This window comes from Levilactobacillus spicheri DSM 15429 (genome assembly GCF_001435095.1).
Taxonomy (GTDB): domain Bacteria; phylum Bacillota; class Bacilli; order Lactobacillales; family Lactobacillaceae; genus Levilactobacillus; species Levilactobacillus spicheri.
Map to the genome: position 1 here is coordinate 427,092 of NZ_AZFC01000035.1, position 14,862 is coordinate 441,953.

The 14,862-nt window shown below is 60.3% G+C and carries 15 protein-coding genes; 4 read left to right on the forward strand and 11 right to left on the reverse strand.

The window, feature by feature from the left end; genetic code table 11:
* Positions 1 to 17 precede the first annotated feature (17 nt).
* On the forward strand, positions 18 to 1,808 hold the full coding sequence (locus tag FD37_RS10820) for a heavy metal translocating P-type ATPase (RefSeq protein ID WP_056965259.1): 1,791 nt from the start codon (positions 18 to 20) through the stop codon (positions 1,806 to 1,808).
* Between the two features lie 380 nt (positions 1,809 to 2,188).
* Here FD37_RS10820 and FD37_RS10825 read toward each other — a convergent pair whose 3' ends face one another.
* The 5 genes from FD37_RS10825 to mutY all read right to left on the reverse strand — a co-directional run bounded on the left by FD37_RS10825 (position 2,189) and on the right by mutY (position 6,177).
* Positions 2,189 to 3,526 (reverse strand): MATE family efflux transporter, encoded by a 1,338-nt coding sequence (locus FD37_RS10825; protein ID WP_056965261.1) that lies wholly within the window; start codon positions 3,524 to 3,526, stop codon positions 2,189 to 2,191.
* 173 nt (positions 3,527 to 3,699) lie between these two features.
* Complete coding sequence (locus tag FD37_RS10830; protein WP_024746588.1) at positions 3,700 to 3,903, reverse strand: cold-shock protein; 204 nt, start codon at positions 3,901 to 3,903, stop codon at positions 3,700 to 3,702.
* Between the two features lie 190 nt (positions 3,904 to 4,093).
* Entirely contained in the window at positions 4,094 to 4,699 is a 606-nt protein-coding gene (locus FD37_RS10835) for an alpha/beta hydrolase (protein WP_056965263.1), read from the reverse strand.
* A 13-nt stretch (positions 4,700 to 4,712) separates the two neighbouring features.
* Positions 4,713 to 5,033 (reverse strand): hypothetical protein, encoded by a 321-nt coding sequence (locus tag FD37_RS10840; protein ID WP_045806147.1) that lies wholly within the window; start codon positions 5,031 to 5,033, stop codon positions 4,713 to 4,715.
* Positions 5,034 to 5,046: 13 nt separating this feature from the next.
* Positions 5,047 to 6,177 (reverse strand): A/G-specific adenine glycosylase, encoded by a 1,131-nt coding sequence (gene mutY / locus FD37_RS10845; RefSeq protein WP_056965265.1) that lies wholly within the window; start codon positions 6,175 to 6,177, stop codon positions 5,047 to 5,049.
* A gap of 195 nt (positions 6,178 to 6,372) precedes the next feature.
* Between mutY and FD37_RS10850 the strand changes: the two genes are divergently transcribed.
* Positions 6,373 to 8,022, forward strand: a complete 1,650-nt coding sequence (locus FD37_RS10850; RefSeq protein ID WP_225436306.1) for a peptide ABC transporter substrate-binding protein — start codon at positions 6,373 to 6,375, stop codon at positions 8,020 to 8,022.
* A 114-nt stretch (positions 8,023 to 8,136) separates the two neighbouring features.
* Here FD37_RS10850 and FD37_RS10855 read toward each other — a convergent pair whose 3' ends face one another.
* Complete coding sequence (locus FD37_RS10855) at positions 8,137 to 8,454, reverse strand: DUF7671 family protein (RefSeq protein WP_056965267.1); 318 nt, start codon at positions 8,452 to 8,454, stop codon at positions 8,137 to 8,139.
* Positions 8,444 to 9,490 (reverse strand): lipoate--protein ligase, encoded by a 1,047-nt coding sequence (locus tag FD37_RS10860; RefSeq protein ID WP_056965269.1) that lies wholly within the window; start codon positions 9,488 to 9,490, stop codon positions 8,444 to 8,446. The genes FD37_RS10855 and FD37_RS10860 overlap by 11 nt, the downstream gene beginning before the upstream one ends.
* Before the next feature lie 222 nt (positions 9,491 to 9,712).
* Between FD37_RS10860 and FD37_RS10865 the strand changes: the two genes are divergently transcribed.
* Together FD37_RS10865 and FD37_RS10870 are read left to right on the forward strand one after the other, a co-directional pair.
* Positions 9,713 to 10,093, forward strand: coding sequence for a glycine cleavage system H family protein (locus FD37_RS10865; RefSeq protein WP_045806150.1), 381 nt, complete (start codon positions 9,713 to 9,715; stop codon positions 10,091 to 10,093).
* Between the two features lie 138 nt (positions 10,094 to 10,231).
* Positions 10,232 to 10,447, forward strand: coding sequence for a P8 family protein (locus FD37_RS10870; RefSeq protein WP_045806151.1), 216 nt, complete (start codon positions 10,232 to 10,234; stop codon positions 10,445 to 10,447).
* A gap of 367 nt (positions 10,448 to 10,814) precedes the next feature.
* Here the strand turns inward: FD37_RS10870 and FD37_RS10875 are convergent, their stop codons facing one another.
* From FD37_RS10875 to FD37_RS10890, 4 genes are all read right to left on the reverse strand, one after another.
* Positions 10,815 to 12,203, reverse strand: a complete 1,389-nt coding sequence (locus FD37_RS10875) for a sensor histidine kinase (protein WP_056965271.1) — start codon at positions 12,201 to 12,203, stop codon at positions 10,815 to 10,817.
* Between the two features lie 13 nt (positions 12,204 to 12,216).
* Positions 12,217 to 12,909: a response regulator transcription factor gene (locus tag FD37_RS10880; RefSeq protein ID WP_056965273.1), complete on the reverse strand. Its 693-nt coding sequence runs from the start codon at positions 12,907 to 12,909 to the stop codon at positions 12,217 to 12,219.
* A 175-nt stretch (positions 12,910 to 13,084) separates the two neighbouring features.
* Positions 13,085 to 13,699, reverse strand: a complete 615-nt coding sequence (locus tag FD37_RS10885; RefSeq protein WP_056965275.1) for a histidine phosphatase family protein — start codon at positions 13,697 to 13,699, stop codon at positions 13,085 to 13,087.
* 13 nt (positions 13,700 to 13,712) lie between these two features.
* Positions 13,713 to 14,645, reverse strand: a complete 933-nt coding sequence (locus FD37_RS10890; RefSeq protein WP_045806203.1) for a DMT family transporter — start codon at positions 14,643 to 14,645, stop codon at positions 13,713 to 13,715.
* Positions 14,646 to 14,862 lie beyond the last annotated feature (217 nt).

Sequence of the window (14,862 nt, forward strand, 5' to 3'; positions counted from 1 at the left end):
CTAAGGAGGCGGTGGCAATGAAACTCACCAACTATAAACGGTTATGGGGTGTTTTGGGCGTCGGTCTGATCGCCCTCGTTTGCCAATTTGGCCTACACCAGACGCGCTGGGCAGCCTGGCTGGTCACGATTATCGGGGCGTTGATCGCCCTGCTGATGTTTGTCGACATGATCAAGACCCTGCGTTCCGGGAAGTTTGGCGTTGACCTGCTCGCGATCACCGCGGTCATCGCGACGCTGGCCGTGGGCGAGTACTGGGCGGCCCTGATCGTCCTGCTGATGCTGACCGGGGGCGACGCGCTGGAAGACTTCGCGGCCAGTCGGGCCAACTCCGAGCTCCAGAGTCTGCTGGAGAATTCGCCGCAGGAGGCCCATCTGATCACCGCCGACACGGTCACCGCCATTTCCATCGATCAGGTCCAGGTCGGGCAACACCTGCTGGTCAAGCCCGGGGAAGCTATCCCCGTCGACGGGACCGTCCTCACGGGCACCACGACCGTCGACGAATCCTCGCTGACCGGTGAATCCCGTCCGGTCGACAAGCAGCCCGCCGATCCGGTCATGTCCGGGGCCGTCAACGGCAGCACCGCCATCCAAATCGTGGCGACGCAAACGGCGGCGAACAGTCAGTACCAAAACATCGTTCGCCTGGTCAAGCAGGCCGAGAACCAACCGGCCCACTTCGTGCGGATGGCCGACCGTTACGCCGTGCCGTTCACCCTGGGGGCCTACGTCATCGCCGGGCTGGCCTGGTGGCTCTCCGGTGATCCCGTCCGGGTCGCCGAAGTGCTGGTCGTGGCCTCCCCGTGTCCTTTGATCCTGGCCGCCCCCATCGCACTGGTCTCCGGCATGAGCCGCTCCAGTCGAAACGGCATCATCGTCAAGACCGGGACGACCCTCGAAAAGCTGGCCCAGGTCCGCAGCTTCGCCTTTGACAAGACCGGGACCATCACCCAGGGCCAACTGGTGGTCGACCAAGTTTTGCCCCAGCCGGGCACCACGGCCGAACACCTGCTTCAGCTGGCCGCTAGTGCCGAACAACAGTCCAACCACGTGTTGGCCCGCTCGCTGCTCGCCGCGAACACCACGACCGTTTTGACGGCCAGTGACGTGGCCGAGACCACGGCGGCCGGGGTCCAGGCCACCATCGACGGGCAGACCGTCCGGGCCGGCAAAGCCAGCTTCGTCACGGCTGAGTCCATCGACAAGGTCGCCCAGACCGCCGTTTACGTGTCCGCTGCGGGCACCTACCTGGGCTGCGTCACCTTCACTGACCGGGTCCGGCCGGAAGCCGCACAGACCATGCAGGACCTCCACGGGTTGGGTATCGACCACCTGCTGATGATTTCGGGGGACCAACCGGCGATTGCCCAACAGATCGCCCAAGAGGTCGGCATCGACCGCGTGCACGCCGATTGCTTGCCGGCCGACAAGATTGCCATCCTGAAGCAACTGCCCGCTGACCAGCGGCCGGTCGCCATGGTGGGTGACGGGGTCAACGACGCCCCGTCGCTGGTCACCGCGGACGTGGGAATTGCCATGGGCGCCCACGGGGCCACGGCCGCCAGCGAATCCGCCGACGCCGTGGTCTTGAAGGATGACTTGACCCGAGTCAGCACCGCTGTGCGAATCTCGCGTGACACCATGCGCATCGCCCGGCAAGCGGTCCTGATCGGGATCGCCATCTGTACCGGGCTGATGCTCATCGCCAGCTTCGGCATCATCCCCGCCATCATCGGGGCCCTGTTCCAGGAAGCCGTCGACACCATCACGATCCTCTATGCCTTGCGGGCCCGGACGGACCGGTGAAAAAACCATCATTCAGAGATACGCGTCCTGCGAGTTAAATTCAATTAGCGATAACTGCCGATTGCTTCCGCTCAGCTGGGCCGTGACGCTGGTGGGGATTCCATTATTTAGTCTTAACCCCACCGTAGCGGAGTAACCCCTATACTTTTCCGTTGTGTCGTCCTCATTAACCAGTGTTTTGGACTAGTTCCGAAGGGGCACGCTTTCGTAAATAGCCATTACGGAAGCCTGTAAGCTAATAGAGTGGCAATATGATAACTGGCACGATGCATTTCAGGAATACAAAAAACAACTAGACAAAAGCAGGCAGGCAATCCTCGATTTGAGAATTGCCTGCCCGCTTTTTTAATCCGAGTCAAACTCACGTTATTTTGCCCGCGTTATTCCGCCACGTCTACCGCTGCTTGCCGGACCTGGTGCCGGTACAGCAACCAGCCCAGTAGCGCGGTCAGCACGTCGGCCACGGCCTGTGACCAGATGATCCCGGTGTACCCGAACAGGAGGCTGCCCACCACGATGGCGATCGTGAAGATGACCCCTTGCCGCGAAACCGACATCAGTAAGGCGTTCAGCGCCTTGGCCGTCGACTGGAACACCGTCGTGTAGACCAGGATGGCCCCGGCGAACGGCGTCGTCAACAGCAGGATCCGGAGAATCTGGGAGCCGTAGTGGATGACCGCCGGGTTCTTGAGGAACAGCGCGACGATCCACGGCGACACGATGATCATCAGCGTCGCCATGACCAGTGACCAGACCACCTCGACCAGCAGGTCAAACCGGATGATCTGCCGTAACCGGTCTTGGTGGTTGGCCCCGTAGTTGTACCCGATCAACGGCTGAGCACCGAAGGCAAACCCGACCATGATGGCGTTGACCACCTGGGAGACCTTGGTGGCGATTCCCAGTGCGGCGACCCGGTCGGCCCCATATCGGGCTAAGTAGTTATTAAACAGCGCCGTTTGGTAGCTGATCATCAGGTTGGTGATGGAGGCCGGAATCCCGATGACCAGTACCTGCCAGATGTCGGTCTTCTTGAGCGCGACCTCGTGCCAGTTCACGTTGATGACCTTACAACGTCGCCGCACGTACTGGACCAGGATGATGTCGGTCAACGTGTATCCGATCAGGTTGGCCAACGCCGCCCCGGCCGCCCCCATGTGGAGCACCAGGATGAAGATGGGGTCGCAGATAATATTGACGATGATCCCGCCAACGGTCCCAATCATGTTTTCCTTGGCCCGGCCCTCTGTCCGCATCAGGTTCCCGGGCACGATCGAAATCGTCACCAGGGCCGCCCCGATGTTAAAGATCCGGTAAAACTGGGCCGCGTACGCGTAGGTCGCCGGGGTGGCCCCTAGCGCCGTCAAGATGGGCCGCTCGAAGACCAACATCAAGACGGCTAGCGCGATACTGCTAAAGATGCCCCCGTAGAAGCACCAACTGCTGACGTGGCGCGCCAGCTGATGCTGTTGCTGTCCCAGTAGCCGGGAGACGTAAGCGCTCCCCCCGAGCCCGAAAACGTCCCCTAGGGCGATCATCAGGTTAAATAGGGGCGTGCACAGGGAGACCCCCGCGACCAACGCCGTGTTCTGCGTCATGGAGACGAAGAACGTGTCCGCTAAGTTATAGACCATACTGGCCAGCATACTGAGCACGACCGGCATGGCTAACTTAAAGTAGGCCTGACGAATCGGTGCCCGTTCAAACAACTCTTCCAAAATCTGATCCCTCGATATGATGACATGATAAGAATTAGTATACACTTCTTCACTAACTGATTGTAAGGGCTTTTGACATTAGTTGGGGCGAACAACTATCAGCAACCGGCACTGAGCGCACAAAAAAGCCACCATCCGCAGATGGTGGCTTTCAGGCTATAGGCTAAAGTAAATTAGTCAACAACCGTAACGTTAGCAGCTTGTGGGCCACGATCGCCTTGTTCTACGTCAAGGGATACATGTTGGCCTTCTTCAAGCGTCTTGAAACCTTCGCTGTTGATAGCGGAGAAGTGAACGAATACGTCACTGCCGTTTTCAAGAGTAATGAAGCCGTAACCTTTATCAGCGTTGAACCATTTAACAGTACCTTGTTCCATAAGAATGAAACCTCCGTGTGCGCATAGCGCAATATAATATTTGCATTTGAAAGCTGGGGTAAAAAGGAGCCATTCTTAGAGAACGTCGAGCCTTTAAAACTTCCGAACCATAAATACATTATCAATAGAATAACAGGTATTCCCGAGAATAGCAAATCAGAAGTCTCATTTTTTCGGTGAAAATCGCGGGTCAAACCGCGTGTATCCCAAGCCACTCGCGGGCTGCCAAAACTTCTCCCGGCGTTAAATTATGTGTCCCGGCCGTCACCTTTATCGTCGTCTTGGCGCCTAATTGGGCACAGGCATCCGCGACCCGCTGGACCGTCGCCGGCGTCACCAGGGGATCGCGTTCCCCCGCCGAAAACCAGAGGTCGCGGCCGGTTAAAGCGTGCGGGTGGGCCACCGGGACCCACAGGGGGTGCAGGAAGACGCCGACTCCGGGGAGCAGGCCACTCTGGACCGCGTAGGCGGCCATGGCGGCCCCGTTCGAGTACCCGACCGTCACCAGGCGCTCCCAGTCCCAGCGGTGCTGCGCACACACGCTTCGGGCCTGCTGGGCCACCCAGGTCGCCTCCGTGAGGATCTGTTGCGGGTCCGCCGGGGAGCTGGCCGTTTGCCGAAAATACTGGCGTTGGGCCCCGACGCCCTGCCGACCCGCAATCGTGATCAGCGGGCTTTGGGGCAGCAGGCGCCGACCAAAGTTAAGCATTTCCAGGTTCGTGCCCCCCGTCCCCTGCAGCAGCAAGACGGGCGGGGCCGTGTTGGCGCCCGGCATGGTTTCAACGAGTGCATCCATCATGGTCATCCCCTTAGCGGTGCACAATAATTTCGATTTGATCCTTTTGCGGGGCAAAATTCAGGCCGTAACAGGCCTCATCCAAAATCTTGCCGTACTCGTCCAGCACATCGTCGGGCAACGGCGTGTGCTGGTGCAACCGCTCGATGAGCTGCTCGGCGGAGTCCATCTCCGCCAGGTTCACGAATAAAAGCGCATCGTTGATCAGGTCGTGCACCAGGTCCGTCAGCAGGCCGTTGGGTTTCCCCGCGGCGTTCGTCACCACGATTTCCGGACCGGCGACGGGCTGGTGATTGACCGAAACATTTTTTAATACGGTAAAAATGGTGAACATAACGTGATTCCCCCTATTGTTTGGCTGCCGCCTGCCGTTGGGCCCAGCGGGTCATCATCTTCTCTTGAACCTTGGGCAGGGGCAGCGCGGCAATCTCTGCCGCGGGGACCCACTTGCCCGGGTAAAACGTCAACGGCGGCGTTTTGGTCAACGTCGCGACCAGCAGCTTGACCTGCCAGCGCTGATGGGTGTACGTGTGGCTGACTGGCGCCCCGCCCAGCGGCGCAAAGGTCGCCGGAATCTGATAGTCCGCGGCCCAGCGCTGGTGCAACGTGGCCAGGTCCGCGGTCAGCGTCGCCGGTGCGGTCGCCTCAGGGTCTTGCAGCTCAGCCTGGGGGACCAACGGATAGCTCCAATAGCCCGCCAGCATCTGCTGACGCGTCCGTTGCACCAATAAATAGCCGGCCGGCGCGTGAATAATCAACCCATAATACGGAACTAACTTAGGACGCGGCTTTTTAGTCTTGACCGGATACTGGTCAACGGTCCCGGTCCGCCACGAGGCGTCGAAGGCCCGGACCGGCGAATGGGCGGGGTCCGACTTCTGGGCCGTCATGTAGCTGGACCCCAGATCCATGATGGCCTGGTTAAAGTCCCCGGGCCGCTGCGGATCCACGATGGGCTGAATGATCTCGGTAAAGAGCTGGCGCGTCTTGGGCTGCGCGATGTCCGCGTCAATTTTCAATAACCGGGCGAAGACCCGAAAGGCGTTCCCGTCGACGGCCGGAACGACCTGCCCAAAGGCGATACTGGCGATGGCGCTGGCCGTATAGGGGCCGATGCCGCTCAGGTCCTGCAGGGACGCCGCGGTCCGCGGCCACTCCTCGTGATAGTCGTCCACGATTTGACGGGCCGCCCGTTGCAGGTTCCGTGCACGGGAGTAATAGCCGAGCCCCTGCCAGGCCTTCAAGAGGTCGGGTTCGCTCGCGCGGGCCAGTGCGGTGACCGTGGGAAAGGCGGCCATGAACCGCTGATAGTAGGGAATCACTGTGTTGACCTGCGTTTGCTGCAACATGATTTCGCTGACCCAGACGTGGTACGGGTCGTGGTCGTGCCGCCAGGGCAGGTCCCGGCCTTCCTGGTCATACCAGGTTAACAGGGCGTGCCGAAACGCCTGAATCGTTGCCGTTGACCATGTTTCCATCCTGACGCCCCCTTCTTTTTCGCCGTCTTAGCGGGTGGTCAACCGGGGCAGCTTGTCCCCGGTCCAGCGCTAAAATTTAGAGATATTTTCTCAATTCTAGCGAATTCCGCCCCGAACCTCAAGTGACAGACTTGACGTGGTTCGCCCGCTCCCCTATCATCAACAAGGATGAAGATTGATATCGGAGGGGTCAACGTGAAACGGTGGATTGTTTTATTAATTATTTTATGTGGGGGCTTAGCGGGGTGTCAGGCCACCACGGCCAATCCCGCGACCAGTGACAGCCGCGGGGTCATGACCAAGCACCAGGTGCTGAACCTGGCGACGGTCCGCCCCCTGACCACCCTGGACGCCGACAAGATGACCACCTTTGGGCGCCTCAATAACACGATTGAGGGGTTGTACCAGACCAACCGGGACGGTCAGGCCGCGTTGGCCCTGGCCAAGAGCGTCAAGGTCAACGCGGCCAAGACCACCTACACGTTTACCCTCTGGAAAGATTCGTACTGGAGCAACGGGGACCTCATCACGGCCCACGACTTCGTCTACTCGTGGCGGCGAGCCCTCGATCCCCGGACCAAGGCGCCCCAGAGCGACCTCTTTCGGGGCATCCAAAACGCCCGCCAGATTATCACGGGCCGCTTGCCCGCCCAACGCCTGGGGGTCCAGGCCGTTGGCAACTTCAAGCTGGTGGTGCGCCTCGACCATCCCATGGCCGAACTGCCCCAGAAGCTCGCCTACCCGCTCTTCGGGCCGCAAAACGAAGCGGTGGCGAAAAAGTACGGCAAGAAATACGCCACGAAGCCGGAATATCAGGTCTACGCGGGGCCGTTCATGGTCAGCCGCCACGGTAACACCCGCAACTGCTGGCACATGGTCCCCAATCCCCACTACTGGGACCGCAAGCACGTTTACCTCCAGCGCATCAACGTGAAGGTCTACCATAACCAACGGAAGGCCTGGGCCGACTACCTCGCGGGTAAGCTCGACGAGGTCCGCCTCCTCACCAAGACCAACGTCCAACACTACGAACACAAAGACGATTACACGGCCCGGCCGTATTCCCGCATGGTCACCATCAGCTACCAGCAGTACGGGCCCAGCGCGACCATCAACCGGCTCCTGCAGCAACGCGGCGCCCGGTTGGCCATCTCCCACGCCATCGACCGGAAGGCCTTCGCGCGGGAGACTTACGGCAGCACCTCCATTCCCGCCCAGGGCATCGTCCCGGCCGGCCTGAGCCGGGGAATGCGCGGCACGGCGGACTTCGCCAACGCCCAGCCGGAACAGCAGACGCTGAAGTACCAACCGCAAACGGCGAAAAAGGAGTGGCTGGCCGCGTTGAAGACGATTCACCAAAAGCGCGTCACGTTGACCCTCAGCTATCAGGACGATGCCAACGGCCATCTGATGGCCACCCAACTGCGGCGCCAACTGACCCAGCAGCTGCCGGGATTGACGATTCATCTCCGGCGGCTGCCCTGGGTGGTCAACACCCGCGCCCAGCCGCTCAACGGCGACCTGAACCTGAGCACGCTGCGGGCCCAGTACGCCGACCCGTTAGCGGTGCTGTCCCGCTTCACCAGTAACAGCACCGCCAACACCAGCTACTGGTCCAACGCCGACTACGACCGGCTGATCGAACAAGCCAGCACCGCGCCCACGTTCAACGCCCAGCGCTGGCGCACCATGTTGCGGGCGACCGGCATCTTGATGGCCGAGCAGGGCGTGACCCCCCTGATTCAGCCCGCCAGCACCTACCTGGTCAACCCCCACCTCAACGGGGTCCAGTTCAACACGGTCGGGACCCAGTCGAACTTCAAAGGGGCCTACTTCGTGAAATAAAAGGCGTTCGGATAACCCGGACGCCCGCCAAAAACAGGCAGCCCCTTCTCGACAATTGAGCGAGAAATGGCTGCCTGTTTTACCTTATTTGACGAAAACGAAACGCCTTACGCTTTACGATTGTGGCAACCGCTGCTGGGCCGTGGCCACGACCTGGTCGTCCACGAACTCGCTGGTCAGCCGCTGCATCGGGGTGAAGTCGTGCCGGTCCTTATAGTTCACGGGATAGGCCGCGACCACCGCCACCTTCAGGTTGTTTTCGGTCAGGAAGATCTGGCCGACGCCCTGGTACTTGCCCTTGCTGTGCCGGCCGGTGCGCCAGGAATGGAGCTTAAAGTCGCCGTCCGGTTCGCGTTTGATCTCATAACGCCCCGAGGCATTCGCCGCCACCGGGACACCAATGTACTGATTCACCTCATACTTAGCCTTCACGGTGCGCCTCCGTGGTCAGGGCCGTCACGATGGGGGTCACCGCGCCGTTACCCAGCACCGCCAAGACGGCCGGGTCACTCAGGACCGCGGTCAGCGCCGCGGTCTCCAGGGACACGCCCACCAAACGGTCGGCCACGGCGTTCAGTTGGTCGGCCGTGGCGACCGTCCCGAACAGGGCCACGTTGCGCAGGGCGCCCTGGTGCACCGTAAAGTTGAGGTGCAGCTGCCCCGTCGGCAAGAGCACGGCCCGGTACTCGCGGAAGCCCGGGTTGGCGCCGAAGTTCCAGGCGTCGGTCCGGTACTTGTCCGCCAGGCGCTCGTCGATGATGTCCCAGTCGCGGTCGTTTAGGTGGTAGGTCTCGATCTGGTCCAACCGCTCTACCTGGAAGATGTGGCACAGCAACGCCTCCTTGAAGGCCTGAATGTCCAGGTTCCGGTATTCGGGTGCCAGGTACTGCCGCAGGTTGGTGATGGGCACCCGGTTAGAGGCGACCCCGCGGTGTTGCCGCTGACTGCTGGGCAGCAAGGCCTGGTGCGCCGCATCGACGTTCAGGTCGTACATGATGGTGCCCCCGGCCGCGTAACCGTCGCCGTTCTTGAACATGGTCATCCCCGAGAACTTCTTCCCGTCCACGACCAGGTTGCTCTTGCCGCTGATTTCCGGGTGAGCCACCCCCATTTCGGCTAAGGCGCGCAGAATCGGTTGGGCAAACACGCTGTAGTCGCCGAATTTCGATCCGTCTTGCGGGTCCCCGTTGACGATGTGCTCAAAGATCAGGTTGCGCTCGTCGTGGTAGACGGCGCCCCCACCGGACGTGCGCCGGACCAATTGGACGCCGTTGGCCGCGAGGTAATGAAAGTCGACCTCGGCCATCACACTTTGGTTGATGCCCACGATCACCGCGGGCTGGTTCACGTACATCATCAGGCCGTGCCCCGGTAACTTCAGGTCATTGACCAGGTAGTTGTCGATCGATTGGTTGACGATGGCGTCGGTGACGACCTTTCCCTGGCGATTCGTATCAATTAAGAACATAAAGTGGTATTCTCCCTTCGTCCCCGACGGATTTTGGCACCCGTCAAATTGTTTTCAGTGTAGCATAAGCCATCCGGGGTCTCAACCATGCGTGAAAAGCCACAAGCAATTGATTGTCAGCGTTTCCATGAAAAGGGTATACTGAAGGGTAAACAAGACGTTTCCAACTGCTGCAGGGCCAACAGGCGCCTGCGCAGGACGGAACACCCGGGAGGAATTAACATGACAGAACATCGCTCATTTTGGCAACGCTTGGTGGCTTGGTGGCAGAAGCGCCACGCCCCCGCAGCCCCCGCACTCACCATCCAGGACGGCGTCTGGCTCGAACAGCGCGACCAGGGGCACTACCGCCTCGGCCTGTCCAGTGACGCTTTGGAACAGATCGGCGACATCAGTTTCGCCGACCTGCCCATCATGACCGACGACCAGTTGGCGGCCGGTGACGACATCCTCGAAGTGGAAAGCGACAAGGCCGTGGAAAACTTCAAGACCCCCTACGCGGGCACCGTCACCAAGGTCAATCAGGACCTGGTCGCCGATCCCGCAACCATCAACCACAATCAGCAAGCCGCCAATTGGATCCTCGAACTACAGGTTGCGTAGTTGACCTGATTGACTCCAAAAGCTTAGATAAAATAGTTTCCATTTTTGACAAGATGAACTACCATAGAAGATGAAGCCGGTGGTACCCATGCCAACAACACGATACACTGACCCAATTTTCTTTTGGAGGTAATGGTTATGGCTGTTGTATTTAAGACTGCATTATTAGATGAAAAGATGGATGAAGCTTTTGATTGGTCAAAGGACTCCATCCCTGTACGTGACGCCCTTTGGGATCACTTCATGGAATCTAATGGTCACAACACCGATGAAACCGAAGCTTCTATGCAAAAGATGGACGCTAAGTCCGACGACGAAGTTCGCGCTTACGTCGAAGAAAATCTTAAGAAGTAGAAGCGGCCGGCTCAACTAAAAATAACGTCCACCTGTTGGTAGACGTTATTTTTTTGCCCTTTTTTGCGGGCATTTTTTTGTTTCCTGTCGTTCAATGACTCCCCTACTCCGTTGACCATCCATCGTCTCGTTGAAAACGGGTGCCCCAATGTGGCCCCGTCCGACCGTTCCCCAACGGTCAGGCGGGCCTGGCGGCGACGTTCCCCAACGCCGGATGATCCCACGACCCAGCTGAGGATGCTCTGCACCCCGCACCCGCCTGGTTGCAAGCCATCCCTTGGCTCACCCGCATTTTCTGACGCATCCGCAACGCAACATCCTTAGGATACCAAGGAAACGGGGCCGGCACTACCTAGGTTAAAAGAGATTAGTCTGAGAGATTCTCAGATTGGGGTCGCTGAAAATCGAGGACGAAGCGGCTGCCCGCGGGCTGGTTGTCGTGGACCGCGATGGTCACGTGATTCAAGTGCGCGAGTTGGGCCACGATGGCCAGCCCTAAGCCGGTCCCCGTGACCTGCCGGTTCTGCGCATCGCTGACCCGGTAGAACCGTTCAAAGATGTGGGTCTTGTCCGCATCGGCAATCCCCCGTCCCAGGTCGGCCACCGTCAGCCGGCCCCCTTGAGCGGTCGCTGCCAGGGTCACCGTGATGGGCTGGTCCGCCGGTGAGTATTTTCCGGCGTTGTCCAACAGGGCGCTCAGCATCTGTTGCACACTGGCCGGGTGTCCCCAGACTTGAACGGTCGCGGGCCCCTGGTAAACCAGCGGCTGGGCCAAGGTCACCCGTTTTTCCTCGAGGGTCTCCTGGATGATGGCCCCTAAGTCGACGGTCGTCAGCTTCAGCATCCCCCGGTCGGCCCGCGATAACATCAGCAGGCTGTTGACCAGGTCCTGCATCTTTGCCGACTCCTGGTCGATGAAGCCCAGTGAGCGCGGGACAATCTCCGGATGAGCCGCGCCCCGCCGTTTGACCAGCTGGACGTGTCCCCGGATGGCCGCAATCGGGGTCCGGAGCTCGTGAGCGGCGTTGGCGGTGAACTCGCGCTCCTGCTGGGCGTGCTGGTTAAGCGCCGCTAACAGGTCGTTGAAGCTCCGGGCCAACTGGTGCGCCTCCAGCGGACGCGCGGGGACCGGAAGCGCAACCTTGGTGCGGTTGGCCTGAGCCTGGCGCCGGGCGGCCGAGCTCAGGCTGACCAACGGCCGGGTCAGCTGATCCGCCGTCAAGCGGACGTAGACCCACCCCAGCATCAAGATCACCAGGGCCACCAGCACAACTACCCCCAGGACCGACCACAGCAGGTCCGTGATGGGTTTTAACCGCAGCCAGGTCTCGAAGACCACGTGGGACCGCGACCCCGATCGGTAAAAGGTCAGGCCGTATCCCGGCGTGTAGTCGAGGCCCTCGAAGAACGGGACGCCGTAGTGTTTGGCCCGCAAAAAGGCCTTGGTATTGGGTGAATAGTAGCGGTGCTGGTGCTGGCCGCCCCGACTGGCCATGACGAAGGTCTGCCGGGTATCAATGGAGCTGTTGCGCCGCCAGAGGTGCCACTCCCAGGCCTGCCAGTCGGGCTCCTTATCGACCATCGAGCGTTTGAGGCTGGCGATGACGTGGGTCGACGCGGCCTCCTGCTGCTTGACCAGCCGGTAGCCCACGGTGCCCACCACCCCCAGGCCCATCAGCAGGGTCATGCCAATCAAGATGCGTAAAAACCGTCCTTGAATCTCCTGGGCGGTCGTCCGTGGTGTTCGTGACTTCATGCCTGACCACCCCCTAACGCACATCCGCCGACAGGACGTACCCAACGCCCCGCACGGTGTGAATCAGCTGTGGCGCGGTCTGGTCGACCTTGTGACGCAGGTACCGAATGTACACGTCGACGATGTTGGGCTGCCCCTCGAAGTCAACGCCCCAGACGGCGTCCAACAACGCGTCGCGGGTCATGGTCTGCCCGGCGTTTTGCATCAGGCAGAGCAGCAGCTCGTACTCGCGCTGGGTCAGCTGCACCAGCTGGTTGTGCCGGAGGACCTGGCGCGCCGTGGTGTCCAGCGACAGGTCGGCCACTTGGAGGTGGTCCAGCGGGCGCGGCCCCCGCTGATCACGGTGCCGGAGGATGACCCGGATGCGGGCCAGGAGTTCTTCGATGTCAAAGGGCTTGGTGATGTAGTCGTCGGCCCCGGTGTCTAAACCCGCGACCTTATCGCCCACGTAATCGCGCGCGGTCATCATGATCACGGGCAGATCGTCGTGACGCCGAATCCGCCGCAGGACCTCGAGGCCGTCGAGCTCCGGCAGCATCCAATCCAGGAGGATCAGGTCCAACTGGCCCCGGTGACTTTCGTAGGTGGCCAGTGCCGCCTGCCCGTCCGTGGCGTTCAGGACGGTGTACCCCTCAAACTGCAACTCACTGGTCAGGTAGGTGCTGACGGCCTCTTCATCTTCCACGACTAAAATTGTATTTGCCATTCATGATTTCCCCATTTCGTTTCAGTACCTTCACTATAGCACGGGGAACCGTTGCCCACGGATGGCGGCCGGTATCTTAACCTTAACTTGAGCAACGGGTGACGACCGGTCCGCCGTCAAAAAAAGAGGCCCATGACTTTCGTCTAGGGTCTCTGTCAGTTCTCTTCAATTGGCATCAAACGGGCGCGCCGTAGCACTGCAGGTACCGGTGCCCGGTCGCCGGATCGATCAGCGTTCGGGTCAGGCTGAGATTGGTGGGCTCGGGTAACGCCAGGGTCGCCGGGGCCGCCAGCATCAGCAAAGCGGCGTTTTTGATGGTCAGGCCGTGACTGATCAGCAAGACGTGGTCCGTCGGGTGATCGACCACCAATTCGGCCAGCAGTTGGCCCAGCCGGCGCTGCACCGCCAAGTAGCTTTCGCCCCCGATGCGGGGCAGCCAAGCCGGTTGGACCTCCCGGGTCACGGGGTCAAAGGCCGCGGGGTACCGGGCCAGCAGGTCGGCCGTCTTTTCCCCCGTCCACTGCCCGTAGGCGGCCTCCATCAACCGCTCGTCGGTGGTCACGGCTCCCGCGTACCCGGCGGTCAGGATCGCCGCCGTTTGCCGCGTGCGGCGTAACGGACTGACGATGACCCGGTCATAGGCCGTCAGGTCCAGGTGCTGGTAGCGTTGCTGGGCCTGCTGTTGCCCCGTCGCCGTGAGGGTCGCCACGTCCGTATCCAGTTGTCCCTGGATGACGCCCGCCACGTTGGCGTGCGTTTGCCCGTGCCGAATCCAATCAATGGTGGTCATGACCACCGCCTCCTTAGTGCTTGATCAGACTATGCTCCTGTTCGAACGGCGACGTCACGATGACCTTCTGCCGGCCCCGTTGCAACAGGTAAATCGCCACGATCACCAGGATCGACCCGATGACCTCGGCCAACGTGATCTTCAGGCTCAAAAACAGGATCGAGAGGATGAAGGTCACCACCGGTTGGGTCGCGTCCACGATACTGATCACGTCGGATGGCGCGAAGTGGCTGCTGTACAGCAACAAGGCGAAGGGCAGGATTGTCCCGATCAAAATCACCGTGCTCATCGAGGCCACTAACGTCCCGGTGATCGGCGGCGTGTTGACCCAGACCGGGTGGACCAGGTTAAAGCCGATGCCGGCCAGGAAAGTCCCCCAGCCCAACACCGTGATCGGCGCGTGGTCGTAGTCGCGGACCAGGCTGCGGGGCAATACCACGTAGCAGGCCGCCGTGATGCCGGAGCCGATGCCCCAGAGCAGGGAGTTCAGCGGAATCGCCAGCTGGGAGATGTTCCCCCGGGTGATGGCCAGAAAGACCCCGACCAGGGCCACCACGAAGGCGATCATGTCGCTGCGTAACGGGCGCTGGTGCTTGAACACCAGGCTCCCCAGCACGATAAACAGCGGGCTCAGATATTGCAGGATCGTGGCCGCCGCCGCATTCCCCGTTTGCACGGCGATGTAGAAGGTCAGCAGGTTGGCCCCCAAGCCGATGAAGGCGTAGGCCACTAGCCAGGCAATTTCGACCCAACTTTTAAAGACGCTAAACGTTTTCTTACCATATAAGATAAGACTAATTACCAGCAGGACGACCCCCGCCCCCATGGTCCGTGCGGACAGGAACCAACTCGTCGGAATGGCTTGCCCCTGTGAGATAAACTGTAACACCGTTCCTGAAATCCCGAACATCGCCGAGGCCACCGTGGCCCAGAAGATCCCCTTCATGACGTTTTCGGTGGTATGACCTGAAGTATTCAACGCTCAAACTCCTCACTTTCAACCGATTCTCTCGTTAATTTTTCAATTTTAGCGGACTATCATTAAAATTTGGCGGCAATTTCTGCATTTTTAGACAATTTTCAAAAATCGTCGGCCCCCTCAACCACCGGCACTGTGAATCAGCTGGTTGAAGGCGCGTTTATGGCCGGCGTTAAGCGGGTTC